This is a genomic window from Bacillus sp. FJAT-26390 (genome assembly GCF_001682865.1).
In the GTDB taxonomy this organism is placed as follows: Bacteria; Bacillota; Bacilli; order Paenibacillales; family Paenibacillaceae; genus Pristimantibacillus.
The window spans coordinates 428,888-454,356 of the sequence record NZ_MAQX01000032.1 but is presented as its reverse complement, the minus strand read 5'-3'; the positions used below and the strand labels follow the sequence as shown (position 1 = coordinate 454,356).

Annotated in this window: 23 protein-coding genes and 1 pseudogene; 19 read left to right on the top strand and 5 right to left on the bottom strand. The window is 45.8% G+C overall.

Features of this window, described 5'->3' with window-relative positions; translation table 11 throughout:
- The first annotated feature begins 212 nt into the window (after positions 1-212).
- From A7975_RS22830 to A7975_RS22790, 8 genes are all read left to right on the top strand, one after another.
- On the top strand, positions 213-2,228 hold the full coding sequence (locus tag A7975_RS22830; protein ID WP_065386640.1) for a beta-galactosidase: 2,016 nt from the start codon (positions 213-215) through the stop codon (positions 2,226-2,228).
- Between the two features lie 260 nt (positions 2,229-2,488).
- Positions 2,489-3,412, top strand: a complete 924-nt coding sequence (locus tag A7975_RS22825) for an ABC transporter permease (RefSeq protein WP_082198389.1) — start codon at positions 2,489-2,491, stop codon at positions 3,410-3,412.
- Between the two features lie 41 nt (positions 3,413-3,453).
- On the top strand, positions 3,454-4,347 hold the full coding sequence (locus A7975_RS22820) for a carbohydrate ABC transporter permease (protein ID WP_053372924.1): 894 nt from the start codon (positions 3,454-3,456) through the stop codon (positions 4,345-4,347).
- Between the two features lie 70 nt (positions 4,348-4,417).
- The gene (locus tag A7975_RS22815) at positions 4,418-6,010 is read left to right on the top strand and encodes an extracellular solute-binding protein (RefSeq protein WP_065386639.1); all 1,593 of its coding nucleotides are present in this window, start codon (positions 4,418-4,420) and stop codon (positions 6,008-6,010) included.
- A 338-nt stretch (positions 6,011-6,348) separates the two neighbouring features.
- Entirely contained in the window at positions 6,349-7,587 is a 1,239-nt protein-coding gene (locus tag A7975_RS22805; RefSeq protein WP_065386637.1) for a molybdopterin-dependent oxidoreductase, read from the top strand.
- A gap of 138 nt (positions 7,588-7,725) precedes the next feature.
- Positions 7,726-8,589 carry an alpha/beta hydrolase family protein gene (locus A7975_RS22800; RefSeq protein ID WP_065386636.1) on the top strand — a complete coding sequence of 288 codons (864 nt, stop codon included), beginning with the start codon at positions 7,726-7,728 and terminating at the stop codon, positions 8,587-8,589.
- A 62-nt stretch (positions 8,590-8,651) separates the two neighbouring features.
- Complete coding sequence (locus A7975_RS22795) at positions 8,652-8,897, top strand: rhodanese-like domain-containing protein (protein ID WP_065386635.1); 246 nt, start codon at positions 8,652-8,654, stop codon at positions 8,895-8,897.
- A gap of 63 nt (positions 8,898-8,960) precedes the next feature.
- The gene (locus tag A7975_RS22790; RefSeq protein ID WP_065386634.1) at positions 8,961-10,031 is read left to right on the top strand and encodes a serine hydrolase domain-containing protein; all 1,071 of its coding nucleotides are present in this window, start codon (positions 8,961-8,963) and stop codon (positions 10,029-10,031) included.
- A gap of 233 nt (positions 10,032-10,264) precedes the next feature.
- On the opposite strand, the gene A7975_RS22785 is transcribed toward A7975_RS22790, so the two are convergent.
- Positions 10,265-11,287 (bottom strand): helix-turn-helix transcriptional regulator, encoded by a 1,023-nt coding sequence (locus tag A7975_RS22785; protein WP_065386633.1) that lies wholly within the window; start codon positions 11,285-11,287, stop codon positions 10,265-10,267.
- A gap of 105 nt (positions 11,288-11,392) precedes the next feature.
- On the opposite strand from A7975_RS22785, the pseudogene A7975_RS22780 reads away from it, so the two are divergent.
- The 4 genes and pseudogenes from A7975_RS22780 to A7975_RS22765 all read left to right on the top strand — a co-directional run.
- Positions 11,393-11,611: pseudogene (locus A7975_RS22780) on the top strand (effector binding domain-containing protein); the annotation flags it as partial.
- 11 nt (positions 11,612-11,622) lie between these two features.
- Positions 11,623-12,045 carry a DoxX family protein gene (locus A7975_RS22775; RefSeq protein WP_065386874.1) on the top strand — a complete coding sequence of 141 codons (423 nt, stop codon included), beginning with the start codon at positions 11,623-11,625 and terminating at the stop codon, positions 12,043-12,045.
- A 241-nt stretch (positions 12,046-12,286) separates the two neighbouring features.
- A complete protein-coding gene (locus A7975_RS22770) occupies positions 12,287-12,766 on the top strand; it encodes a GyrI-like domain-containing protein (RefSeq protein WP_053372916.1) in 480 nt (159 codons plus the stop codon).
- A 23-nt stretch (positions 12,767-12,789) separates the two neighbouring features.
- Positions 12,790-13,251 carry a hypothetical protein gene (locus A7975_RS22765; RefSeq protein WP_053372915.1) on the top strand — a complete coding sequence of 154 codons (462 nt, stop codon included), beginning with the start codon at positions 12,790-12,792 and terminating at the stop codon, positions 13,249-13,251.
- Positions 13,252-13,745: 494 nt separating this feature from the next.
- On the opposite strand, the gene A7975_RS22760 is transcribed toward A7975_RS22765, so the two are convergent.
- Positions 13,746-14,786 (bottom strand): NAD(P)/FAD-dependent oxidoreductase, encoded by a 1,041-nt coding sequence (locus A7975_RS22760; RefSeq protein WP_065386632.1) that lies wholly within the window; start codon positions 14,784-14,786, stop codon positions 13,746-13,748.
- A gap of 953 nt (positions 14,787-15,739) precedes the next feature.
- On the opposite strand from A7975_RS22760, the gene A7975_RS22755 reads away from it, so the two are divergent.
- The 7 genes from A7975_RS22755 (at position 15,740) to A7975_RS22725 (ending at position 23,237) form a co-directional block, all read left to right on the top strand.
- Complete coding sequence (locus tag A7975_RS22755) at positions 15,740-16,105, top strand: helix-turn-helix domain-containing protein (RefSeq protein WP_053372913.1); 366 nt, start codon at positions 15,740-15,742, stop codon at positions 16,103-16,105.
- A 16-nt stretch (positions 16,106-16,121) separates the two neighbouring features.
- Complete coding sequence (locus A7975_RS22750; protein WP_053372912.1) at positions 16,122-16,922, top strand: hypothetical protein; 801 nt, start codon at positions 16,122-16,124, stop codon at positions 16,920-16,922.
- Positions 16,923-16,934: 12 nt separating this feature from the next.
- Positions 16,935-17,771 carry a hypothetical protein gene (locus tag A7975_RS22745; RefSeq protein WP_053372911.1) on the top strand — a complete coding sequence of 279 codons (837 nt, stop codon included), beginning with the start codon at positions 16,935-16,937 and terminating at the stop codon, positions 17,769-17,771.
- Positions 17,772-18,243: 472 nt separating this feature from the next.
- Positions 18,244-19,404: a tryptophan synthase subunit beta gene (gene trpB / locus A7975_RS22740; protein ID WP_065386631.1), complete on the top strand. Its 1,161-nt coding sequence runs from the start codon at positions 18,244-18,246 to the stop codon at positions 19,402-19,404.
- A 265-nt stretch (positions 19,405-19,669) separates the two neighbouring features.
- A complete protein-coding gene (locus A7975_RS22735) occupies positions 19,670-20,515 on the top strand; it encodes a sulfurtransferase (RefSeq protein ID WP_065386630.1) in 846 nt (281 codons plus the stop codon).
- A gap of 632 nt (positions 20,516-21,147) precedes the next feature.
- Positions 21,148-22,578, top strand: coding sequence for a P-loop ATPase, Sll1717 family (locus A7975_RS22730; RefSeq protein WP_053372908.1), 1,431 nt, complete (start codon positions 21,148-21,150; stop codon positions 22,576-22,578).
- A gap of 20 nt (positions 22,579-22,598) precedes the next feature.
- The gene (locus A7975_RS22725; RefSeq protein WP_053372907.1) at positions 22,599-23,237 is read left to right on the top strand and encodes a DUF4145 domain-containing protein; all 639 of its coding nucleotides are present in this window, start codon (positions 22,599-22,601) and stop codon (positions 23,235-23,237) included.
- A gap of 127 nt (positions 23,238-23,364) precedes the next feature.
- Here the strand turns inward: A7975_RS22725 and A7975_RS34280 are convergent, their stop codons facing one another.
- From A7975_RS34280 to A7975_RS22715, 3 genes are all read right to left on the bottom strand, one after another.
- Positions 23,365-23,922 (bottom strand): site-specific integrase, encoded by a 558-nt coding sequence (locus A7975_RS34280; protein WP_053372906.1) that lies wholly within the window; start codon positions 23,920-23,922, stop codon positions 23,365-23,367.
- A gap of 62 nt (positions 23,923-23,984) precedes the next feature.
- Entirely contained in the window at positions 23,985-24,494 is a 510-nt protein-coding gene (locus A7975_RS33280; RefSeq protein ID WP_053372905.1) for a tyrosine-type recombinase/integrase, read from the bottom strand.
- 543 nt (positions 24,495-25,037) lie between these two features.
- The coding region (locus tag A7975_RS22715; RefSeq protein WP_141680406.1) for a DDE-type integrase/transposase/recombinase at positions 25,038-25,469 on the bottom strand (432 nt) is incomplete at its 5' end.

The window sequence follows — 25,469 nt, the reverse complement described above, 5'->3', positions numbered from 1 at the left end:
GGCGCTTGATACATTCATCATTATAATCGGCGTGAATCGCTGGTTGCAATGAACCAAATAAATGAAGGTGAATGAACCTGATATTCGGAAGTGAACAATCCATACCCTAGTGAAATTATTGGCGAAACCGCGCAATATAGGTGACAATGCGCTTTTCAATCCGTTAGAATGTCACGGAATTCCATGATAATAGCGGAAGGGACAGTGAAACCATGATTAGTTCGAAGCTGAAACAGATTTGGTACGGGGGAGACTATAATCCGGATCAATGGCCGGAGGAAATATGGCATGAGGATATGCGTTTGTTCAAGGAGGCGGGCATCAATGTCGTGACGCTTCCTGTATTTAGCTGGGCGAAGCTGCAGCCCTCGGAGGATACATACAGCTTCGAGTGGCTGGACAAGCTGCTGAACTTAATTGCGGATAATGGCATCTATGCTTGCCTTGCGACCTCGACCGCCGCGCAGCCGGCGTGGATGTCCCGCAAATACGACGATGTGCTGCCGGTCGACGTTGACGGCAGGAAGCGCACGCATGGCGCGCGCACCAACTTTTGCCCGAATAGCAAGACGTACCGCCGTTTGTCTGGCCAGCTCGCACGGGAGTTGGCCGAGCGTTACAAGGACCATCCGGCGCTCCTTATTTGGCATATTAATAACGAGTACGGCACGCATTGCTATTGCAGCCATTGCGCAGAGGCGTTCCGCGAATGGCTGAAGGTGAAATACGGGACGATCGAGCGGCTGAACGCCGAATGGAATATGAGCTTCTGGGGCCATACCGTCTATGAATGGGAGGAGATCGTGCCGCCATCCAATCTGAACGGCGATAACCGCAATTTTCAGCCGATGGCAATCGACTACAAAAGGTTCATGTCCGATTCGATTCTCGGCTGTTATCAGCGCGAATATGGCGAGCTGAAGGCCGTTACGCCGGATATTCCGATTACAACGAATATATGGGGTCTGTTTAACGGGCTTGATCTGCAAAAATGGGGAGATGCGATGGATGTCGTCTCTTGGGACAGCTATCCTCAAATGAATGAGCCGATGGGAAACGTTGCGATGCGGCATGACTATATGCGCGGCTTAAAGGAAGGCAAGCCGTTCATGCTGATGGAGCAGACGCCGAGCCAGCAAAACTGGCAGCCTTACAACAGCTTAAAGCGCCCCGGCGTCATGCGGCTGTGGAGCTACCAGGCGGTGGCGCACGGCGCGGACACGGTAATGTTCTTCCAGCTTCGCCGCTCCTTCGGGGCATGCGAGAAATATCACGGAGCCGTCATCGAGCATGTCGGCCATGAGGATACGCGCGTATTCCGGGAATGCGCCGCATTGGGACGGGAGCTGGACTTGCTTGGCGATCGTCTGCTGGATGCCGAGGTTCATGCCGAGGCTGCGCTATTATTCGATATCGACACATGGAATGCGGTTGAGATTACGAGCGGGCCAAGCGTTGATCTGAACTATTTGGACCAAGCGCAAAAATATTACAAAGCCTTCTACGATCAGAACGTTGCTGTGGATGTACTTAGCCCGCTTAGCGATTTCTCGAAATACAAAATCGTGGCCGCTCCCGTACTCTATATGCTCAAGCCGGGCGTTGCCGAGCGGATAGCGGCGTTTGTGCAGGATGGAGGCACGTTTATAACGACCTTCTTCAGCGGCATCGTCAACGAAAATGATCTCGTAACGCTGGGCGGCTATCCGGGCAAGCTTCGCAGTCTTCTTGGCTTATGGGTTGAGGAAATCGACAGCCTGCTGCCTGAGATGCGCAACAGCGTTGAAATTGGCGAGGCATTCGGTCATGTGCAAGGAACGTATGAATGCGGATTGCTTTGCGATCTTCTTCATTTGGAGGGCGCGAAGGCGCTTGGGACATACGGCACCGACTTTTATGCGGGAATGCCAGCTTTGACGGTCAATGCCTATGGCAAAGGCGAAGCTTATTACGTGGCGACGGCGCCTGAGCAAAAGCTGCTCGGAGACTTGATCCGTACGTTGTGCGAGCAGCGGCAGATTGCAGCTCCGTTCCGAGCGGGAGCGGGCGTTGAATTGGCTCAGCGCGTGAAGGAAGGGCAGACCTACACCTTCGTGCTCAATCATAACAGCGCGCTAGCCGCCATCGAACTAGGAGAAACCGGTTATATCGACCTGTTATCGAGCCGAGAGGTGAGCGGGACGGTTGAAATCGAGCCGTATGGCGTCATGATTTTGCAAAAAGCATAAGGTTACGAATGAAAAAACCATGAAATCGCAAGACTCGAGCAAGGCTCGAGCCGGCGGGTTCGTGGTTTTTTTGGGGCCGTAATCAGGTGAAATGGCTTGTTAATGCATAAAAGTTTAAATCGTTCACTCGTTCAGTCGCTATTTCGTTCACTGACTTTGCTTTCTTACTCTTTTCCGCAGCATCAGGCGAGACGTACAGTGGGAACAGAGCAGACAACGCAAAAAAAGAACAGAACGCTGTGAGAGGAGACATCATCTGCATGTTGAAAAAAAATGGGCTGCTAAAGGAACTGGTGACGAACCGTTTACTCTTCCTTATGTTAATGCCGGCGCTAATCTTCTTTATTGTAAACTCGTATGTACCTATGGTGGGCGTCTACTACGCCTTCACTCGATTCGACTTCAATACGAGCTTATTCAATAGCCAGTTCGTGGGACTCGAAAACTTCAAGTTTTTGTGGCAATCGGGGGTTCTCGCTAAGCTAACCTTAAATACGGTCGGCTACAACATTGTATTTATTTTACTTGGCAACGTACTTGCGATTGCACTTGCCATCCTGCTGAGCGAACTGCGCTTGCAGTGGTTCAAGAAGCTGACGCAATCCATCATGTTCCTGCCTTATTTCGTTTCCTTCGTTATATTAAGCGTTATCGTCTACAACGTGTTCAACTACGAAAGCGGATTTCTGAACTCGACGCTGAAGTCATTCGGATACGAATCGGTAGACGTCTACAATACGCCTTGGGTGTGGGTATTCCTCATTATCATTTTCTACCTGTGGAAAAATATCGGCTACAGCATGGTCATCTATTTGGCATCAATTACCGGGATCAGCGAAGAATATTACGAGGCTGCCAAAATCGACGGCGCGAACATTTTCCAGCGCATCTGGTACATTACGGTTCCGATGCTGAAGACGACGTTTGTTATGCTTCTGCTATTTGCACTCGGCAGCATCATGAAGGGCCAGTTCGACTTGTTCTATCAGCTGATCGGCAACAACGGCGTCCTGTACAATACGACAGATATTCTCGATACGTATGTGTACCGCTCGCTGAAAGTAACGTTTGATATCGGCATGTCGACGGCAGCAGGGCTATACCAATCGTTGTTCGGCTTTGTCCTGATCATGACCGTCAACTACATTATCAAAAAAATCAACGACGAATACGCATTGTTCTAAGCGATTAGCTTGCAGCTCACAGCCCACAGTAGGAGGTACCTATGAAAATCAAAGACGACAATTATATGAAGTGGTTTAGACTAATCGCATTTGTAGTCATTCTACTTTCAACCGTAGCTTGCTTGTTTCCGTTCCTGCTGATCATCTCCGCTTCCTTTACGCAGAACGAGGCGATCATTAGAGATGGCTATCATCTCATCCCGACCGTATTTTCCTTCGAGGGTTATGAGACGGTGTTCCGTTTTCCGAAGCAGGTGTTAACGGCATATGGCGTTACGACCTTTACGACCGTAATCGGAACGACGCTAGGTTTGTTCCTGATGACGATGGCAGGTTACGTCCTGCAGCGCAAAGATTTTAAATACCGCAACTTCTTCGCCTTCATGATCTATTTCACGACTTTGTTTGGCGGCGGGCTTGTTCCTTGGTATATCCTGATGACCAAGTATTTGAAGCTGACCGATACGCTTACGGTTCTGATTTTCCCCGGCCTCATGACGCCCTTCCTTATTATATTGATGAAAAACTTCATTCGCTCCGCCGTGCCGGATGAGGTGATCGAATCGGCGAAAATCGACGGAGCCAACGACTTTACGATTTATAGCCGGATCGTGCTGCAGCTGTCGATGCCCGGCATCGCAACGGTTGGTTTGTTCCTTGCGCTTCATTATTGGAATGACTGGTTCACCTCTTCGCTGTTCATTAACGATACGACGAAGTACCAGTTGCAATACTATCTGTACAACGTCATTAATGCGATGAGCTTTATTGCGCAGATGGGCTCGGGCACAGGCGTATCGCTAGGCTCCGACATGCCGACGGAATCGACCAAAATGGCGATGTCCATCATCGTAACTGGACCGATCCTGTTCCTGTATCCGTTCGTACAGCGTTATTTTGTCAAAGGATTGACGATTGGTGCGGTTAAAGGTTAGAACTAGACAAGGGATTGGTTATTCCGCGTTTAGCTAACATAGATAAGAACTTATTTAAGGGAGGATTCACATGACAAGGAAAGCAGCAAAAGCCGTCTCCATGTTACTATCGATTATCGTATTTATTACGGTTCTGGCAGCCTGCGGATCGAACAACAATAACGGAGGCAATGCCGCAGACGCAACAAATGCGCCAAAAGAGACAGAAGGCGCGACGAATGCGGGCGCTGAGGAAAAAACGGGAATTGATACTTCGAAAAAAGTGGAATTGCAATTTTATATGCTGGGCGATGCTCCTAAGGACATTGCTTCCATCCAAGAGCAAGTAAACAAGATGGCATTGGAAGATTTGAATGCTACAGTTAAATTCAATTACACGTCTTGGACGGATTGGGATCAAAAGTATAAGCTGCTGCTTGGATCAGGCCAACAGGTTGACTTGATCTTCACAGCTGATTGGACGCAATACCAATCGTATGCGAAGAAAGGCGCTTTCCAAGCGCTTGATGAAATACTTCCGGCAGCTGCGCCTACGCTGAACTCTTTCGTGCCTAAAGATATGTGGGAAGCTGTAAAAATCGACGGTAAAATCTACACGGTACCAGCTACTTACAAAGAGTATGTAACAGACGGCTTTGTATGGCGCGAAGATCTTCGCGAGAAGTACAATCTGCCTACACCGGTAGATATACCAACATTCGAGCAATACCTAGATGGCATCAAGAAAAACGAGCCTACAGTTACACCGCTTTCCATGAACTCTGACGTAAAAACAAACCTAATGGACCGCTTCACAGGCATTTCTCACTCTCCTGTCGGCGCGCTTCCATACGGTATCGGCATCAAATATGCAACGCCTAACGATGTATACTCCTACTGGGGTTCAGACGAGCAAAAAGAAGATTTGACCGTCTTGAAGCGCTGGCAGGATAACGGCTACATGGTGAAAAACGTGCTGGCTGTTAAAGATACGCTTCAGGATCAAATCACAAGCGGCAAAGCAGCAGCTATTCTTGGCGACAACCCAACTCGCTACAATGATATGGTTATCAAAATTCAAGCGACTCACCCGGATTGGAAGCTCGGTTACACGCCGTACCCGGAAACAAACGGCATTGCAACGCCGGTTCACCCCATCCACAACGGCTTTGCAATTCCAGCTAGCAGCAAAAACGCAGAGCGCGCGCTTGCGTTCTACGAGAAGCTTGTTACGGACAAACGCTACAACCTGCTTACGCAATACGGCGTAGAAGGCAAAAACTATGAAGTGAAAGACGGCTACTACTCCATGATTGGCGATTCCACTTCCAACGGCTTCCCTCGCGAGGGCATGAACGGCTGGGCTTGGAGAAACCCTGAGTACATGCTGTTTGACAAAAACTATGACGGCGTAAAAGAAATCTTCGAAAAGCTTGATAAAATTCAAGTGCCTGATAAATTTACAGGTTTCGCTGAAGATTACACCCCATACCAAGCAGAAAGAGCAGCGCTTGAGCAAGTGGAGAAGCAATACCTGTTCCCGCTTAACGCTGGTCTTGTGAAAAACGTAGAAGAAGGCTTGAACACGTTTATGGAAAAAGCGAAGCAAGCCGGTCTTGAAAAAATTCAAGCGGAATACACGAAGCAATGGCAAGCGTACGTAACGGCGCAAGGAATTAAATAATCGATTGAAGAAGGCTGTCTCAACGGCGGATGATTTGCCGGAGAGGCAGCCTATATGAATGGCTTTTCGGAGATTTTCGGGAGACAGATCATTCCTCATGGAGGGTGGTCTGTCTTTTTTATGCGAGATGCCGTGAGCCTTGCCAACCATGCATGGAGATGGGAGAGGCGAGAAAAACAGCTGGGATCGTATCCGCGTCCGAACGGCGTTATAATGAAGGAAGAAGGCTTAGGCCAGTGAATACGAGGTCGTGCTTGTGGAGCTTTTTCCATCGGTCTCGAAGGTGCGGGAATGGGCTTTTTGGCTAATGATTTAACGGAGAAGGGGAGGCACGGTAAATGAGCGGACTATTGGAACGGCTACGCAAGGGCTATGGGAAAAAGCTTGTTTCGCTCCATGCTTGGAACGGCTGGATTGTCGTGATTTTGGCGTTGACCGGGCTTATACTGATCGGCGGCTTCTGGCGCGGCATTCTCGGTGAAGGCAGAGTATGGATCAAGTGGGCTCATGTTGTCGTCGGAATTGCATCCATCTTGCCGGTTATCTATTACCTGCTGCTTGCGGGCAAGCACTGGAAACAGCTCAAGCAAAAACCGTGGCAGCGATTTAATGTGCTTGTTGTGCTTGGTTTATTGCTTGGCTGGTTCGTATCCGGTGTGCTGCTATGGCAGTTCAGGGCGGTCGGCCCGGGTGTATCCAATGTTGCGCTGGTCGTTCATGATTTGCTGACTTGGGTAGGGCTTCCGTACATCATTTACCACTCGATCACCCGGGTTAAGTGGCTGAAGGAGCCGAATCGCCGCACCATCAAAAATGAGCGGGAAACGGATATTATTCATCCTGCCGGCTCGCCTCAAGCCGTCTATACGCGCAAAGCGTTTATTCGCGGAGCCATAGGCATTAGCCTTGCGGTTACCGTCGGGCCTTCCTTTCTAAAATGGCTGGGCAACTCGCTATTAAATGTGGGGGGAAGCCAGTCCATAGATAAACTGATTGAGAGCGACAGCAACAAGCTGCTGCCGGCACCGGAGCCTCTGCCTGCGTCCGCGCCGCCGCTTGGGGGAGGCGCAGTTGGACAGTTTCGTGTATACACGGTAACGCCGATCCCTTCTTTTACGAATGCGGATTGGTCGTTTACGATAGATGGTTTGGTCGAAAAAACGTTCAAATGGGATTGGAAGCAATTTGTCGCGCTGAAGCGAACGGTGCAGGTTAGCGATTTTCACTGCGTGACCGGCTGGTCCGTGTACAAAAATACGTGGGAAGGCATTCCGCTCAAGGAGCTGCTGAAGATGGCAGGCGTGAAATCGGGGGCGCAAACGGTAAAGCTGTATTCGGGCGATGGCGTATATACCGATACTTTAACGCTTGAGCAAGCCAGCATGGACGATGTCATGGTTGCGGTTATGCATGACGGCAAGCCGATTCCGAGCGATCTGGGCGGGCCTGTCCGTCTTATCGTTCCGAAGATGTACGCCTACAAATCGGTCAAATGGTTAAATCGAATTGAGCTGATCGAAGGCGAGCATGTCGGGTATTGGGAAGCTCGCGGTTACGCGAATGATGCTTGGGTGTAAAGTGTAATGGGAATCGAATATCACATTAATCCCACAAATATACTATGAATAAATGCTATGCTGATTGCAGCAGAGGTATTTTTCAGGGCTAGCCAATCAACTTTCATTTTAAAAATAGGGATAGGGAAGGTGCAGCGGATGACTCATTTGGGCATTTTACATCAACCGTTTACGTTAGAGCTGGGCGCGGGCGTGTTTATTAAAGGCGATGTAAGAGTGAAGGAGGAGGGAGGGCGCAAGCCTGTCCTTCTTTTTGCGCATGGCTTTAAAGGCTTTAAGGACTGGGCGTTCTTTCCATATGCTTCCGAACGATTCGCGCGGCAGGATTTTGCGGTTGTTACGTTCAACTTCTCACATAACGGCGTAAATGAGCATGATTTTGACGAGCTCGATAAGTTCGGGCAGAACACCTACTCGCAGGAGCAGCAGGATCTGTCCGCTGTTCTGTCAGCAGTGCTTGAGGGGAAGCTTCCGCTTGCGGAGCGGCTGGATAACGAGCAGATTGTTATCGTTGGGCATAGCCGGGGAGGCGGGAACAGCGTGCTGCTTGCGGCGGAGCATCCCGAAATACGGGGCGTTGTGACTTGGAACGGAATTGCCGACGTCAACTTGTTCGGAGCGGCGTTCCGCGAGCAGGTGCTGCAGGACGGAGTCGGCTATGTAGAGAATGCGAGGACGAAGCAGCAGATGCCGATCGGCGCTGTATTTTTTGAAGATCTGGACCGCAATAAGGAGCAGCTCGATATTACGGCCAAAGCGGCGGCGCTTCGCACGCCCGTGTTGTTCATTCAAGGCACGCAGGATTCGGAGCGGCTGCTTGAGGGCTACCGCAGCTTGCAAAAGGCAGCTCCGCACCATCGCTTTGCGACGCTGGAGGGGGCGACCCATACATTCGGCGCGGTGCATCCTTTTGCTGGGACGACCGATGATTTGGAGCGAGCGATTGCGCTGACGGGCGCTTTTTTTGCTCCGTTGTTGAAGCGGGCTGCTGCAGGCGAATGATAATAGGAAAGATATGAAAACTCGCGATTGATATTTAATAAAGTGCAGAGAAGCTGGCTGTAATGACTTATTATAAAAAAGCGGATTGGGTGCTTGAGCAGTTAGGCGTAGAAGGTGCGGTTATCGTCGATGCGAGGTACGCGCTAAACGATTCAGAAGCGGGCGAGAGGGCGTATGCGGAAGCGCATATTCCAGGCGCTTATTATGTAAGTTTAAGTCATGATCTTTCAGCGCCGAAGCGTCCGAATGGAGAGGGCGGCCGCCACCCGCTGCCGAAGCCGCAAGCTCTGGCTGCTGTACTTGGTTGATTAACGTGATTTCAACATTCGAGTAATGAAAGCATTATAAAACTAAAAGGAGTAGCTGTTACTATGAAGGATTTACATAATTTTGTTTCAGATTACACGAAAGATAAGAAACATTTACATCTTGCCATCGGGATTATTAGAGAGGGCCGTATTGAATACTTTTCGTTCAGTAATAATCAAAAGAGAAGTACGATTCCTCCTGAGCATATGTTGTTTGAAATCGGCTCCATAACCAAAGTTTTCACATCCATTCTCTTATTAGAAATGGAACGGGAAAAACGGCTTTCCTCGGATGACATGGTTGGTAAGTTTGTGCCAAACGTTAAAAACGATTATTTGAATAAGATTACCTTGAAAAGCCTTGCTACTCATACCTCTGGTTTACCTGTATTGGCAACAAACCACAATCTGGCTAAAAAAAGATCGAATCCTTATTCAATGTATACCGAGCAAGATTTAACTGCTTTTCTATCTAATGCTGACTACACGGATAGTATTGGTTCATTTGGATATTCCAATATCGGTGTGGGCTTACTGGGGAATATTCTATGCAAGGTGTCAGGAAGCAAGTATGATGAACTGTTGAAAAAATACATAACGAGCCCATTAAAGATGAATGAGACAGCCGTTACACTTGATTCAGAACAGAATAGAAGGTTTTTGAATGGACATGCTTCAACTGGGAAGAGAGTCCCTCACTGGGATCTCTCTATACATGAAGGAGCTGGGGGGATTAAGTCATCGGTTAACGATTTGAGTTTATTTGTCCAAGCCAATCTAAATGATGATAATCCGATAGCCTCTACACTGCAAAAAAGTCATATCCCTATATGGATCGGAGATTCAAACCGTTATTTTGGCTGGGGTGAGGATAAACTTCTAGATAAAGGTATCCTCTGGCATAACGGGGGTTCAGCTGGTTTTAACAGTTATCTAGCTTTCAACAAGGAACTCCGTGTAGGAATTGTATTGCTATCCAATTATTCTTTTTTCTCGAATTCTCTTATGGATTATTATGTTGCTCAATTAATAAAATGGATTACTAAAAAAGAGCCTTCTCAAGGAATTATGATAGACGCTACAGGTAAAAAAGTATTTGAAGCAATCATAGGTAGAGAAAAGTCATTAAAGTAACGGAGACATTAGTGTAATAAAAGAGAAGTTGTTAAAGAAACCACTCCATTATCATATTATGGTCAAATTGTACTTTGTGCTTAGATACATTGCGGGAACCGTATCATAAGTAGGGCGAATTTTTTGGAAATGCCTAACCATACGATCGGTTAGGGTTATTCGATGTGGATAAAGAAAACAACACGTAGTACGCTATGCACTCGTGTTGTTTCGTTGTTAGATGGAGTTTGCGATCAGCAAAATTTTTCCCCTTCCAGGTCTTGCTTCTCTTTACTCCAGCGCTTTATCCGCTTGCTGTTCCCTAAAACATCCACCCTCTCCTGCAAACTCTCCAAAATCTCTTTCGGCACCTCCCTAACCTTGATGTCACTACCTAGAAAAAGCAGCCAATTTGTTATTTCAGCCAATTCCTCCGCATGATGAACATTGATAAATGTTTTTAGAACAGCTGTAGTTTGATAAGGATTTGTGTATGAAATGGAAATATGTAAAGGATAGTATTTTTTGTACTGGGCAATCGCCTTTGGACCGAGTTCGAGGACTAGGTTGATGGCTTCTTCCTGCTTGCTTAATTGTTCGACAATCTTCTTCTTGCTTATTCTTTTTTTCTCAGGGTATGGTTTGACATCGGTGAGATTATCGACAGAAATTATCCGCCTCTTTTCCTCATCTAAGTCAAAGCCTTCAATTTGCCATGAGCTTTTTTCACGATATAGATGCATGAGGTAAATGGGATAAGACTTTATTTCTCTTCCTTCTTCGACGGAAACCACTAAATAGCTGTCGATAAGAAGGATTTGGATGAGTTGTTCTAACATAGGATGGGGCAGATCTGTCAGATCAAGCAGGTCGGGATTGTGGGGGTTGGTTCCTTCGAACAGCAAAATTTGATTTAACAGAACAAGATCATCCTGCTGGTTATTCGAGATGAGGCCGAGTATTTTTTCCGCTAAAGATTGGCGACTTTTAAGATAGGGGAGTTGTTGATTTCTTGTAGCCATAAAGGCAATAAAAAGAGCTTTAATTTCATTATCGGTAAAGCGGACAGTGGGTAGGACAGAGCTATTCATGACAAAATAACCCCCGTCCCTCCCGACTTCGGCGACAAGCGGCATTCCCATCGCTTCAATTTCTCTGACATCTCTAATCGCCGTCGAACGAGAAATGTTGAATTCTCGCATGATTTCAGAAATGGTAAAGTGGGCGCGGTTGTTGATGTACCGCATGATGATGTTAATCCGTTCAACTTTTTTCATGTGGCCCTCTAAACAGTATCATATTTTGACATGATTTATAGCTATTATAAACGTATCAAGTGAAATAACAAATTATTTAATTTATTCAAAAAAGGAGTGTCGATCATGGTAGCGTATTCCCTTGAGGAAAAAGACAGCTTTATTATTCTAGGGATTGGAACGGAGCTAAAGAGCGATTACACGGATTATAAAGGTATGAACAAGGAAAAGGAAAACTTTTGGCGAGCAGTGGAGCAGGATGGAAGACTTGACGATTTAAAGGCCATTGCCGCGAATGACTACATTTTTGCCGTGAACGAAGCTGTAAATCACAAGAGGATGTACGAGGAATGAAAATGAGTACGATCGTGGGAAATGAAAAAATCGCGAAAGCAGGATACCGTCCTATTGGAAGGATGGTCGCTTATTGGACTGTCACAATAATACTGGCATTCTCAATTGCATTAAGCGGTATCGGGCAACTGATGCGATATGGGGGGAATGCCGATCTAGTGACGGATATTGGATTCCCGTTATATGTCACGAACATTCTCGGAGGTTGGAAATTGCTTGGAGTCATTGCGATCGTAATGCCAGGTTTTCCACGGCTTAAGGAATGGGCTTATAGCGGTATCTTTTTTCTAATGACGGGTGCGGCCCTGTCTCATGCGTTCGCTAATGATTATGGCGACTACGGATTCCATATTATTCTTCCGCTTTTCTATGCAGCGCTTGGCATTGCCTCCTGGGCACTGCGTCCGAAAAGCCGCAAACTTTAATGGGTAGTAAAATTAACGCTGCCCATTTATGGCTCCAATAGACTTCTACTACCTAAAGCACTAATATTAGGAAGTGGCGCTGTGGAAGAGAACATTCAGTTGCGGGATATATCTGACGCAATAGCAGACATGTCATCGGGCCCTTTAAACAGCTTCATAATTTGACATGATTAATAGTTATTATAAACGCATCAAGTGAAAAACAAATCATTTGATCCATTCAAAAAAAGGAGTGTTGATCATGGCAGTGTATACCCTTGAGGAAAAAGACAGCTTTATCGTTCTAGGTATTGGCACGGAGTTGAAGAGTGATTACACAGATTATGCCGGCATAAATAAGGAAAAGGAAAACTTTTGGCGGGCAGTGGAGCAGGATGGAAGGCTTAACGCTTTAAAGGCCATTGCCACGAATGACTACATTTTTGCCGTGAACGAAGCTGTAAATCACAGGATGATGTATTATGCCGGTGTGATGACAGAAGCATCGGTACCGGAAGAGCACAGAGTTATTCAATTCCCGAAGGGGCAATACCTTGTCGTTAAAGGCGAAGGAAATACGGCCGAAGAGATGAGCAATAAGCTTACAGGTATTGCCTTTGGTCAAGTCTTGCCAGAAGCCCAAATTTTCGCCTATGTTGGTGGACCCAATGCAACGGTTGAGATGGGGCAGCGAGACGGCCTCGTCTATGGTGAAGTATGGATTCCAGTTGTTAGAAAATAAACGAATTCATTGGAGAGATGAGAATGTCCTATATCGTTGATTTCAAAAATGTATCTACGGTGGGTTTAGAGTCTTCACCTGTAGCAGAAGCGTTAGCTGGTTTACGTGCGAATGAAGCCCGTTACTTTATGAACAAATACAAACATGAATTTACGATCGTACCCGCAAGCGAAAGTCAGGAAAACCTTGAGTATGTGAACCGCATTTTGAAAGAGCGTGATATAGTGTTTACGGCCAAACCTTTAGAAACGTCGCGTTTTCAAGTGGAAAATATCCAATTTACCTACGTCTTTTATGAGGATGGTCTTGGAATTAATGTCATGTATACGGTTGATGACCCTAAGAAGCGGGCCGTTGGTTTTAAGCTTGCTGAGGGTATGGAGGTACCAAAGGAGTTGGAAGGGAAGTTTAAGTTTGCTAGGCAGAAGTCTAAACTAGCTGGAACCATTCGGGGCTCGTTTTTTGTCATTAAAGGACAATATTAAAGGAAGTAAAAACGTAAGCGGGGGGATTGGAGGCTACTAAGCTTACTTAAAGGCGTCCAAGTATTTTCCTTTCGTTCAAAAATGATTGCCATGAGCACCTAAAGTAAAAGAATGCATACGTTACTGTTCTTCATGACTCGATCCTTCTAAAAGCAGTAGTTCAAGTGAGCTTTAGCAGGAGCGATTGGATTTCTTACAGTAAGAATTCTATTGCGACTGGGGAAAAGTAGAAGGCTTAAGCAGATATACAGTATGTAATTTGGAGTACATCGTTGATGTGGCGATGTACTCTTTTGCGTTATTCCAAGGAGTATCGAGGTCAACACGGAGTCAACGAATGGGGGTGAACGTGCTTACAAAACGGTAATGTTGGGTTTGCTCGTGGTCGGACGACCGTCATCGTCATGCTGGAGCTTTATATTGCACTACAGCACTTCACGTACTGATTAAAGACCTCACGCGCGAGAAGCAACGGGAACATCCCTCGAGTAGTCCTAAAATCGGGAGAGTCGACAAGGGTCTAATTCACTTCTTGATTCCCGATCGATTATTTCGCTTGCAGCCAGATGCGCAATCAGCGGCGCCAGCGTAATTGCAGAATGCATCACCGCCAGATAAAGTCCTTTTATATGATCGTGGAAGCCCACGATCGGATAGCCGTCTTCAGGCATTGGTCTCATCCCGACCTTTATGCTTTCCAGTTCCAGTTGATCCCCGTCTTTCAGACTGCGGCGCAACGTGTCGAACGCTCGCTTACCGACCGCCTCTGGTCCGTTTTCCTCCGACTCGTCGATATAATCTTCCGCAGCCAGCAGCGTATGATCTGTCAGTTGACGCGCTTCAAATTGCGCATTTGAGATTAATGTGCTTATTAGTTTATTCGCAGTTTTCATCCGAATCAGAATGGAAGGCGACGACGTTACCGGCACGCGACAACCTAACGGGCTGCAAAGTTCGGGTATGCCTGTACCTGCTGCCAATACCACGACATCAGACTCCAGAAAACCATTGGACGTATGGACGCCGACTAGACGGGAATCTTCTTGCTGCAGCTGTGTAACGTTGGTACCGAACTGAACCTTCGCTCCGTACTCCCGCGCTTTGCTGAGCAACAGCTCCGTTACCCCTATAGGGTCCAATGCACCTTCTTCGCTGACAAACATCGCTTCATCCGGATATTCCTTCAGATTCGGCTCCAATGCCTCAAGCTGCTCCCGGTTTAATTTTTGAAAGTGAAGTTGCTCCCTTAGGGGCGGAGTACCCCAAGTCAGCGCTCCATGCCAATGAATTTTCAGTTCGGACAGCTCTTGCTGAAGCGTATGGTATTCTTCCAAAGCCGTATCGTACAAATGCCAATATTCGGGAGCCACCCTATGAGTCGTATGTATCCAGGCAAAAGATTTTTCCGTGACTTCACGCGCCGCGGAGGAGTGTCGTTCAATAACTGTTACATCTTGATTTCGTTTGGCCAGATGATAGGCGACGGACGCCCCGACAATCCCTGCGCCAATAATCACGATTTTTTGTTTATTCAATAATGCCTCCTCCTTTGTCACCCTAGTGTAACATAGGCGTCATGATAATCCGACGTTATAACATATGCAGGCAGCTGGAGTGATTGGAGTAGTTATGAGGGGAATACGGTGGCTGTTGGCAATGAGGAAATCCCGAAGGACATATAGTAGTACTTTCACAATGAATACATCGCTATGTAGCCAGTTGGCTCAGGCGATGTATTTTTATTCTCCGAAGTCAACACGTAGTCAACATTCGGCTCCTGAAAGTACTTACAGAACGGTCAACCCGAATATACTTCACAATACGCGATACAGACTGACAAGGGCCTGAGTCATAGCGGTGCTGCAAACCCAGCCTGCTGATACGAGTCAATAATTCTGTGAGATGCAAACAACGATCAACAGAAAATCAACAAGTATGCATGTGGAATAAAGAGTACGGTCAGTTCATGCCGTTGCTCTTTATTTTTTATGAGTCGAAGCCAACGCGGAGTCAACCTGCAGTAAAGAAGAACTTGGTGGCACTGTATCGATTACCGACAGCAAGCTGACTGTTCAAATTTAAGAACCACACGCTTAGTTATGAACTCGGCAAAGATACGGTAACTTACAATGCAGATGAAGCCAGTCTCTTTGCGGAAATACGAATAAGGATGGCGTTTGGATGGCTCCAATCCGTGCTTTGGTTGATGCGTCCGGCAGACGCTTGTCCTCGATTCTAAAGACTTGAAGATCGTGGTTGAGTAATAACAAAACGGCTCCCTGGGAAGGCTAAGGGAGCCGTTTGTGTGCGTCTAATAAGGAACAAATTCCCTATGTGGGTTTAAACGGAAGGAATGTTGTCTAATGGACGTATAAGTTATAAAAAATACGGGAATGAATATAACATTTTTACATAGTGTAAAAATTGCTTTTACATTTTACCTAAGTCCTGTATAATGAATGTATAAATTAGAAAAGAGGTGGCTATAATGACGATCAACTTTTTCGACCACCGGACGCAAATTGCAGAGAACATCAAGGCGTTTATGAGGTTCAAAGGTTACACCAAGATTTCACTGTCTAAACTAACAGGTATATCGCGACCAACCATCGATCTAATCCTGAAAGCAGAAAGCCCAAACTCCACCATCTATAATAACCAAATTGCTACGATCAATCAAAGGTTTGACTTGCCGGAAAATTACTTCTTGGAGAGCAGAATTATAATAACGCCTCCTGAACCAGTATATGCATATTCCGACCACGGAATTGGCGAAGCAAGAAGCGAAAGAGCACAGCATTTGTTGGATGGGCTGGACAATATTCTGGACATCTATGCCCTTTACCAGAAATAAGAAAGGGTGATATCGAGTGAGAATTACGAGTGCAAACTTGGATGAAACAGTTGAACTAAATGCTCAAATAAGCAAAGAAGTTGAAGACCATATTGCGTATATAGAAAAACGTCTAATTAAATGGCGTACCTTCCCTATTGAGCAACAAGCGTTTGAGATCTTAAAGCTAAATCAATTAATTGAGGTCCCTATTCCTGACCTCAATTGGGGAGGAGCTATTCGCAGGTTTCCTAACGGGCAAAACGTGCCTATTATTAATACTGCCCAACCTCGCGTGTATCAATACTTTATCTATTGGCATGAAATCTATCACCTTACCGAAAGTGAAGAGTTAAAACTTCATGGGAATGGATATGACATTTCCATTGAATTCGATTTAACCGAGCGTAAGGCAGATTACTTTGCAAGCCAAATGATCTTCGGTAACGGCGAACTGTATGATTACTATCACACCTTGGAATTTGAAGACTTCTACGTTAAAATTGCTCATTGCATGAAGTCATATAAGTCTCCCTATAAAGCTGTCCTTATTCAGCTCTATCAGCTTGCCAAAAAGAATCAAAATCAGGCTCTTCAAGAAGTGATTAAGTCTCATTTCGATAAGCAATTGACGACTCAAACATGGGAAAGTCTATTTCAAGAATACTCTTTGGACGATACATTAATCAAACCTTCGAATGTCACAAATTTGAATGCGATAAAAGGACCCATTAAGGAAGAGATCAAACAACATTCCGATGTGGAGTTATTCGCAGAGAACCTCCGAGTTGTTGAAGGATGGGAGAAAGAATTTAAACGTGAATTAAATAAATCGTAAAGGAGCGTTTCGATGGCTAACTACGAAGCACTAGAGGACAAGCTTCGAAACGCGACAGAAGCGAAAGTCTTGATTCTCGACTCAGGCAAGCTTCAATTCCTTTATCTGCATCAAGATGTACTCAAACAAGATGAGGTATTTGAAGGATACGATTTAGTGTTAATCCCTGGATGGGTTCAAGCGGAATATGGGCATCATACGGGCAAGGTCGAATACGTAGCTTCCATTCCAATCGATGTGATTATTCTTGAAGAGGCAGAAGACTATCCGGCAATGATCTCATACGATGCGAGACGGTTGATGGAGCTGTTTAAGCTTTCTGCTCCTCATGGTGAAGCTTTGAAGTTCTTATCCCTCTTGTCGAGGAAAGACCTTATCAATTGGGATGACTGGATCAACCAATTTTACGATGAGGGTTTTCCGATGAAAGAAGCAGAAACAAAAACGACGAGGAAAAATGCCGGAGAAGTTTCCATTTTGACTCTTGCCTACCTACTCCTTTCTCACTATCCAACACAGATTCACAACATCGCTATTGCTACAAGTGATTTTGGACTCATTCGTATTAGAGATAACATGGAAAAGAACGCAAACGGTCCTAAGACAAACCTCAACATCAGTGTTCCGGCGAACATCTCGTTCATGAGTAAGGATGTTACGATGTTCCAAGCCGTAAAACGTGGAAGATTACAAGTTGAAGACATTCCTCGACTACGACCAAACGATAGCTCTTCCTTTTACCTCGAACTTTTTGAGGACGGTACAAGTGTCCCGCGTGCTCTTAAACTTGAAACTACGAAGTTTGTTGATATATGCAGGCATTATCATCGTTACATAATGATTTATTAGGCGGAGCAGGACATGCTCCGCTATTTTATGTCTATTGCATTAACGAGAGCGTGGTCGTCAGGTGTTTCTTGGTTGGTCGGTAGGCTGGCCCCATCCATCCATCCTCGGCCTGTACACTCTCGGCATTTCTCTGTTTCGCCAACCAATGGTGCTGACGCTCCTCCGCCCCGATAATGACTCTCCCCGGAGCAAAGTAACGCCCCGGCACTTGTCGCCGTTCGGCATAATGAGTCTAACGGAACAATGGCAAGTGTCCCGGAGCAGCATCTCCGGTAGTCTCGATGTACTTCCTGAAGGCATTTTCAAGGAGAATCCGACAGCTGGAGTGATTGGAGTTGGTATAGCGAGAATCCGGTTGCGACCTTTGTTATAACTCTATCGGATAACAAATCGCGTATATAAAATATAAATGGAATTTATGATAATATAGTTTTGATAGATTGACCATCTTATTTTATGGAGGCGCTTACTTATGGACCAACAGTTGCAGCAAGAGGGGTACTTCGGGGAGTTTGGAGGCAGCTTCGTTCCGCCGGAATTGCAGGAAGTGCTGAATTATTTGAGCGAGCAATTTTACAAGTTCAAAGACGATCCGGAATTCCAGGAAGAGCTTAGCTATTACCTGCGTGAATATGTTGGCCGCAAGAGCCCGCTGACGTATGCGGAGCGGCTGTCCAAAGCGTGGGGAGGACCCAAAATATACTTGAAGCGCGAAGACCTGAACCATACGGGGGCGCACAAGATCAACAACGCCATTGGTCAGATTCTGCTTGCCAAGCGGATGGGCGCCAAGCGGATCATTGCTGAGACGGGCGCTGGACAGCATGGGGTAGCAACGGCTACGGCTTGCGCCATGTTTAATATGGAATGCGTCATCTATATGGGAGCCGAAGATATGCGCCGTCAGGCGCTCAACGTGTTCCGGATGGAGCTGCTCGGTGCTACTGTCGTGCCGGTTGATAAGGGGCAGGGACGACTGAAGGACGCCGTGGACGAAGCGCTCGGCGATCTGGTTCGCAATTATAAAAATACGTTTTATTTGCTCGGTTCCGCGGTTGGTCCGCATCCGTTTCCGACAATGGTCAAGCATTTTCAGGCGGTCATCAGCGAAGAGTCGAAGCAGCAGATTTTGGAGAAGGAAGGCCGTTTGCCAGATGCGGTGATAGCCTGTGCGGGTGGCGGCAGTAATGCGATTGGCGCATTCGCTCATTTCATCGACGAGCCGGGCGTTCGCCTGATCGGCGTTGAACCCGATCAAGCCCCGACCTTAACGGAAGGCGTGCCGGGCATGATTCACGGCTTCAAGTGCTTGGTACTGCTGGACGAGGAAGGAGAGCCGCGGAAGACATATTCAATTGCCGCGGGGCTCGATTATCCGGGCATCGGGCCGGAGCATAGCCACTTGAAAGTGACGGGGCGCGCCGAGTATGCGACGGTTACCAATGAGGAAGTGCTGGAAGCGTTCCAAGAACTTTCCCGTACGGAAGGGATTATTCCTGCCTTGGAGAGCGCGCACGCGGTTGCCTATGCCAAGAAGCTGGCGCCGACGATGGATCAAGACCAGATCCTGATCATTAACCTTTCCGGCCGCGGAGACAAAGATGTCGAGCAAGTATTTCAGATGATTAAATAATAGTAACCGCCGGCTGGATCTCTGTGGGGGTAGGCTGCGGGACGATGAGAACGATCGCGATTGCAACTAAGCGATCTAGCATTAGGAATAGCAGGCCGGGAGCCTCCTTAGTGGAGAAACTCCCGGTCTTTGTTTTATAATAGGTTGAAGCATCCATTGAAGATTGGAATCACACCATATACTATAGATAGGAAGGCTAACGGAGCAATCTCAGGTTAAAGAAGCCAGAATGGATTACATAAATGAACGAAAGAGGCGAGTTGTAATGAATAACATCGTGTCGTTGGAATGGCTGAAGGAGAAAATGGGTGAGCCGAAACTAGTCATCGCGGATTGCCGTTTTCGCTTGGACGATCCGGGTGCTGGGCTCAGAGCATACGGGGAGTCGCATATTCCGGGGGCTGTTTATATGGACCTGGAGAAGGACCTGTCCGGCGAGGTCGAGGAGCATGGCGGACGTCATCCGCTTCCGGATATTTTTGCGATGACGGTGACGCTCGGCAGGGCTGGCATAAGCAACGATTCGATTGTGGTCGCTTATGATGATCAAGGCGGAGCGATGGCTTCCCGGCTGTGGTGGCTGCTGAAGTATATGGGGCATGAGCAGGTCTATGTGCTAGACAATGGCTTCTCGGCTTGGCTCAACCAAGGGTTGCCTGTAGCAACTGAGAAGGAAGTGGTGCAGCCTGCGACATACCTTGCAACGGTGCAGCACAATATGCTGGTGGAAATGGCTGAGGTCAGGGAACTGCTGGGTAGCGAGGGAGTAACGCTCATCGACTCGCGCGAAGCACCTCGCTACCGCGGCGAGGTCGAGCCGATCGACCGCGTCGCAGGCCACATTCCGGGCGCGATTAACCGGTTCTGGAAAGACAGTCTAACGGAATCCGGCGTGTGGAAGGACGTCTCTGCTCAATCTGATCGGTTCCATGATCTGGAGAAGAACGGCGATCTGATCGTGTATTGCGGCTCCGGCGTCACGGCCACGCCAAACGTCATTGCGCTACAGGAAGCAGGCTTCACGAAAGTGCGCTTGTATGCAGGGAGCTGGAGCGATTGGATTTCGGTTGAGGGGAATCCTGTAGCTGTCGGTGACGAGGAGAAGGCTTAGACCTGTGTATAGTATGTGGATCTTGAATACATCGCCATGTGGGCCGAGTGCCTTGGGCGATGTATTTTTTATGCCCAAAGTCAGCACGGAGTCAACGCTTGCTTCCTGTACACACTTTCAGAAGGCTCCGCACCGAGCGCTTGTTTCTATGCTTCGTCACGTATCGTACAGGCCCTCGCGTTCATACGACCCCGCTGCTGTACCCACACAAAAAAAGCCGGTCTGCCCCTCCTCTTGGGAGTGGCTGATGCTTTTATCATCTGTATTAGTGTGGGCAAAAATTCATAGTTTCAAGTTTATTGAATCAACGTGCTATGAAAAGATTATTTAGTCAACATAGAATCAACATTACATTAAATAAAAGTTTTCATATTAATGGTTATCTGTAACCAAACAAAGTAAGTGAAAACCTAAAGCGCGTATACCTTGTAATGAGGCAGAGGGATTCATAGTACTTTGGAATTGTTATTCTACTCCTTAAGGACTATATTGATAAACTATGGTATAGTAAGTGTGTATAAATTTGTTAATTAAGGTAGATGCAGTAGACTCTTTCCATCATTACTAATATCATAAATGGGCAAACAATATACTTGAAACAGTATAAATGATCAAAGAAATGAGGAGTTCAAATGTCCTTTTACAATGTAGATTGGGGAAAAGATGAGGCAAATGGCGATGAAAAACTGAGTGAATACTTCTATCCAATACCCGGTTTTGAAGATATTTTAAATGGTAATAAAAGATATGTAATTGGAAGAAAAGGGACCGGAAAAACAGCAATATGTGAGAAGCTTAGAATAGAAAGCAAGTTAAATCATCAATGGCATACTGCTAATTTATCACTAAGAGGATTTCCAATAGGGTCTTTTCGAGTCTTGAGAAATCGTTCCTTTAGAGATAAATCACAATATGTCCCAATATGGAAGTTTCTGATGCTTATTGAAATGTCAAGATTAGTATTAAATGATCCGATGCATACTCTTTCAACACAAACAGTGAGATTAAAGACATTTCTTTACTCTAATTTTCCGTTCGGTAGTTTTTCTGAAACATTGCAGTCGTTGGAAGAGCAAAATGGGAATATCATTATGAATGCTTCATTAATTAATCCCACTTTGGGGGAAGAAATGATTTCTGTACGTTTCGAGAAAGTAATACCTTGGTTGATAGATGAATTAAAAGAAATCAATTCTGACTCCAAATATTTCATATTGATGGATGAGCTTGATGAGGGTTACTCTGCTGGGGATAGTAGTTTAAGGCTCATATTATTAGCGTTGTTAAGATCTACAGAAGAGCTGTCAGTAATTTTGCAGAGAGAAGAAATAAAAACCGCATATAGGTTCCTTGTAGTATTAAGATCTGATATCTATCAAAACTTAGAAGATAACGATTTGAATAAATTAGATGATGCTTTAATAAAATTACGCTGGAATTCGAGTCCAACCGCCGCTTACTCTTTGCGATCGGTTGTTAATGCTCGTATAAAAGCCTCCCTAGGAACAGTAACTGATGATTCTTGGAAAGATATAGTTGTTGACAGTGATTCAGAGTTGCCAGCTTCAGTTGCCACAGTATGGAAGTATTTATCTAATCGTACATTTGAAAGACCACGTGATTTATTGAAATTTTTAAAGTATTGTAATTCAATACAAAATGCAAACCCAAAACTATTATTTAAAGTTGTTAGAGAAGCAGAGAATGAATATTCTGATTGGTTTTATAATGAATTGCGTGACGAAATACAAGCACATTTAAGTGTATGGGGAGAAGCACTATCCTGCTTAACAAGAGTAGGGAAGGGAATGATGAATGTTGATGACTTAAGAAGAGAATTAGGCAAAGATAGAGTTATTCGTGATTGGATGAAGAATAACAATAAATCTGAAGAACACATATTAGAAACATTATTTGACTTTGGGGCCATTGGGACACTTGTTCGTAATACAACATGGGCATTTAAATATAAGGATCATACCTTAAAATGGAACTCAAATGGAAAAATAATTGTGCACTTTGGCTTACATAAGAAGCTTCGTTTGAGGCAAGGTAGAAGATAACAATTAAGGTGGAATGATGAATGTATAATTATTATAAACCTGTATTTCAAAGTGGCGCATTCAATTGTCCCCATTGCAATACATACTCACAGCAAACATGGGGAAATCTTACTTGGAATACTGATAGTGAAATGGGAGAGGTATTAGAAGATTGGCAGTCAAATTTGTGTCAAAAATGCAAAAAGTTTTCGATATGGATATCGAAAGAGTTATTTTACCCTCTGGGTGGAAATGTGCCACAACCTCACAAAGATATGCCCGAGGATATTAAAGCAGACTATATTGAGGCATCAAAAATAGTGAATATCTCTCCTAGAGGTGCTTCTGCTCTGCTGAGATTGTGTGTTGAAAAACTTTGTAAGCAACTGGTTGGAGATTCGGAGAACATTAATGATGCAATAAAAGAATTGGTGAAGGCTGGTTTGCCAGAGCTTGTACAGCAGGCACTAGATAGTCTCAGAGTAATAGGGAACCAAGCTGTCCATGCTGGTAAAATGGATTTAAAGGATGATGTTGATACAGGGTATTCTCTATTTCATCTATTAAATTATGTAGTGGAAGATAGGATAACTAGGAACAATTTAATCAATGATCTTTACTCTTCATTACCAATAAGTATAAGAGAAGCTATTGATAAAAGGAACAATGCATTGGTATAAGGTATATGTTGTCGCAGCTTGAGCTGGGTCCGGTGCTCCCGCAATGGACGAAGTGGTACAAGGGCCGTTTTCGCTTTGACGATCAGCCTACGCTCGCCAACTCAAGCCGTTACATTCGATAGTTCTTTTAGCTATTTTGCCTGATGGTGAGTAAGTGGTTTAACTCATTAGCAGCCTTATAGTCTACACCATACGTATGGCTGTACCTACCCAAAGTAATGCCGATGCTTGAATGACCGAGCCGCTCACTAACCAGCTTAGGGTGTACGTTCTGCTGGAGCAGAAGGCTCGCGTGCGTATGGCGAAGATCGTGGTACCGAATTTTAGGTAGTCCAGACTTCTGAAGCATATCGCGCCAGCGAGATTCAAAATAGTAAGGATTTACTGGGAAGCCAAACTTGGTTTGTGTAACCAGCCCATGATCCTGATACTTTGCTCCAGCGGCAAATTTGTCCTGCGCAAGCAGGACCTTTTGCTTTTTTAGAGCTTCTATCGTCATTTGTGGCAAGGCGATAGTACGGATTCCCGCCTTTGTTTTTGGTTCTTGGAAGATATGACCACGTTCCCCGCGAGTGTATGACTGAACTACTGTGATCGTCCCCTTGGCAAGGTCTATATCCTCCCAGCGAAAAGCAATAGCTTCGTCGCGTTGTAAACCGCAAGTAGCCGCTAACAAAATGATCATGTAGTAGCGATATTGCTTAGCGTAGTTAAGGAATTCTACAAGTTGTTCATCTGTCCACGCGTTTATCTTGGTTTTTGGTACTTTTGGCGGTTGGACGAGTGCGGCAACGTTACGATGTAGCGATTCATGCCGAACGGCTGTAGCGAGTCCGTCATGTATAACCTTGTGACATGATTTACTGTTTGCGGAGAAAGTTGCTTCTCCACCCGAAGTGTCTCGTACATGCCGATGAGATGGCGAGGAGTAAGCATAACAAGCGGGATTTGCCCAAGTTTTGGGATGATGTGATAGTTGATCAGCCACTTGTAGACCTTGACTGTACCTGGTCTAAGGTTCGGACGCTTCATAGCAAGAAACTTTGTAAAATACTCTTGCACAGTTTCCTTGGTCTGCTCAATGTAGTTACCACGCCCGAGTTTGGAGAGGGCGTGGGCAAGCGCCGCCTCAGCTTCTTTTCTTGAGGTAAAACCCGCCTTCATCTTTTGTCGTCTTTTCCCTGTTTCCGGGTGCTTGCCCATTTCTATCGTGTAGGCGTACGTTCCGTTCTTTCGTTTAGAGATACAACCTCGCATAATCGCCAGCCTCCTTGTTGATTTTCTTCACAATTAAAAATTTTAGAAAATTCAGAGGTCTAGGAAATCTCTTGTTAGAAACTGCTTTCAAGGCGATAGGAGTATCAATCGTCGTAACATTGCATTCGGATGAGATCCTGTGTGGTGGGCGATGGGAGGGAAATGGAAGTATGGGAAGGGTCTACAGGCCTTTGAAACGCTTGCCAAAGAAAACAGCACGATATAAAATTAAAGAGTAAACATCGAGCAAGACAAGCATAAATAGGATGGACCTGTTTCGGAATTTATGATTGCTAGGACAGACAATGAATTGGATGATGCTATTGCCAGACATGGAACAGAGAATAAGATAAACATCTTTGATGTGAGAGATGGAGACAAAAAACAAAAGAGTAAGAAGAAACGTTAAAAGTGATAAGAGCCAGTTAGCCAATCCCACGAGGAGGGGGCAGACCGGCCTTCTTTGTGTGGGTACAGCAGCGGGGTCGTATACACGGGGACTGACCCCCTTTTGTGAGACAGGGATCAAAACACCTTTCAAGTTTAAACGGCCAGTCGCCTGTAATCAATCGGCGACTGGTTCTTTAGTTTCGTTTGAATACGAATTGCGTTATAGTAAGTGATGTAGTCTCGAACGGTCTGTTCAACGATTGCAGTCGTTGTATGGGTTAGCCCTTCGAGGTAGAACGTTTCAGACTTTAGTGTGGAATGAAACGATTCAATGGGGGCATTATCAGCGGGCGTTCCCTTGCGGGACATGCTCATGGTAATGCCTTTTCCTTTTACAACTTCTTGATACCCCTGCGACGTGTAGACGCTGCCCTGATCGCTATGGAGGATCGCACCTGGCACAGCTGGCAATTGATTGAGTGTATCCAGAACAAAGGCCGTGTCTTGCGTATCTGATAGACTGCTAGCTACGATCTCTCCATTATATAAATCGAGGATGCTCGATAGGTACATCATTTTTCCGCC

What these genes read in the sequence shown, in the direction of transcription:
- A7975_RS22830 (WP_065386640.1), top strand. Translation starts at nt 213, where the DNA reads ATGATTAGTTCGAAGCTGAAACAGATTTGGTACGGGGGAGACTATAAT.
- A7975_RS22825 (WP_082198389.1), top strand. Translation starts at nt 2,489, where the DNA reads ATGTTGAAAAAAAATGGGCTGCTAAAGGAACTGGTGACGAACCGTTTA.
- A7975_RS22820 (WP_053372924.1), top strand. Translation starts at nt 3,454, where the DNA reads ATGAAAATCAAAGACGACAATTATATGAAGTGGTTTAGACTAATCGCA.
- A7975_RS22815 (WP_065386639.1), top strand. Translation starts at nt 4,418, where the DNA reads ATGACAAGGAAAGCAGCAAAAGCCGTCTCCATGTTACTATCGATTATC.
- A7975_RS22805 (WP_065386637.1), top strand. Translation starts at nt 6,349, where the DNA reads ATGAGCGGACTATTGGAACGGCTACGCAAGGGCTATGGGAAAAAGCTT.
- A7975_RS22800 (WP_065386636.1), top strand. Translation starts at nt 7,726, where the DNA reads ATGACTCATTTGGGCATTTTACATCAACCGTTTACGTTAGAGCTGGGC.
- A7975_RS22795 (WP_065386635.1), top strand. Translation starts at nt 8,652, where the DNA reads ATGACTTATTATAAAAAAGCGGATTGGGTGCTTGAGCAGTTAGGCGTA.
- A7975_RS22790 (WP_065386634.1), top strand. Translation starts at nt 8,961, where the DNA reads ATGAAGGATTTACATAATTTTGTTTCAGATTACACGAAAGATAAGAAA.
- A7975_RS22785 (WP_065386633.1), bottom strand. Translation starts at nt 11,287, where the DNA reads ATGAAAAAAGTTGAACGGATTAACATCATCATGCGGTACATCAACAAC.
- A7975_RS22775 (WP_065386874.1), top strand. Translation starts at nt 11,623, where the DNA reads ATGAGTACGATCGTGGGAAATGAAAAAATCGCGAAAGCAGGATACCGT.
- A7975_RS22770 (WP_053372916.1), top strand. Translation starts at nt 12,287, where the DNA reads ATGGCAGTGTATACCCTTGAGGAAAAAGACAGCTTTATCGTTCTAGGT.
- A7975_RS22765 (WP_053372915.1), top strand. Translation starts at nt 12,790, where the DNA reads ATGTCCTATATCGTTGATTTCAAAAATGTATCTACGGTGGGTTTAGAG.
- A7975_RS22755 (WP_053372913.1), top strand. Translation starts at nt 15,740, where the DNA reads ATGACGATCAACTTTTTCGACCACCGGACGCAAATTGCAGAGAACATC.
- A7975_RS22745 (WP_053372911.1), top strand. Translation starts at nt 16,935, where the DNA reads ATGGCTAACTACGAAGCACTAGAGGACAAGCTTCGAAACGCGACAGAA.
- trpB (WP_065386631.1), top strand. Translation starts at nt 18,244, where the DNA reads ATGGACCAACAGTTGCAGCAAGAGGGGTACTTCGGGGAGTTTGGAGGC.
- A7975_RS22735 (WP_065386630.1), top strand. Translation starts at nt 19,670, where the DNA reads ATGAATAACATCGTGTCGTTGGAATGGCTGAAGGAGAAAATGGGTGAG.
- A7975_RS22730 (WP_053372908.1), top strand. Translation starts at nt 21,148, where the DNA reads ATGTCCTTTTACAATGTAGATTGGGGAAAAGATGAGGCAAATGGCGAT.
- A7975_RS22725 (WP_053372907.1), top strand. Translation starts at nt 22,599, where the DNA reads ATGTATAATTATTATAAACCTGTATTTCAAAGTGGCGCATTCAATTGT.
- A7975_RS34280 (WP_053372906.1), bottom strand. Translation starts at nt 23,922, where the DNA reads ATGATCATTTTGTTAGCGGCTACTTGCGGTTTACAACGCGACGAAGCT.
- A7975_RS33280 (WP_053372905.1), bottom strand. Translation starts at nt 24,494, where the DNA reads ATGCGAGGTTGTATCTCTAAACGAAAGAACGGAACGTACGCCTACACG.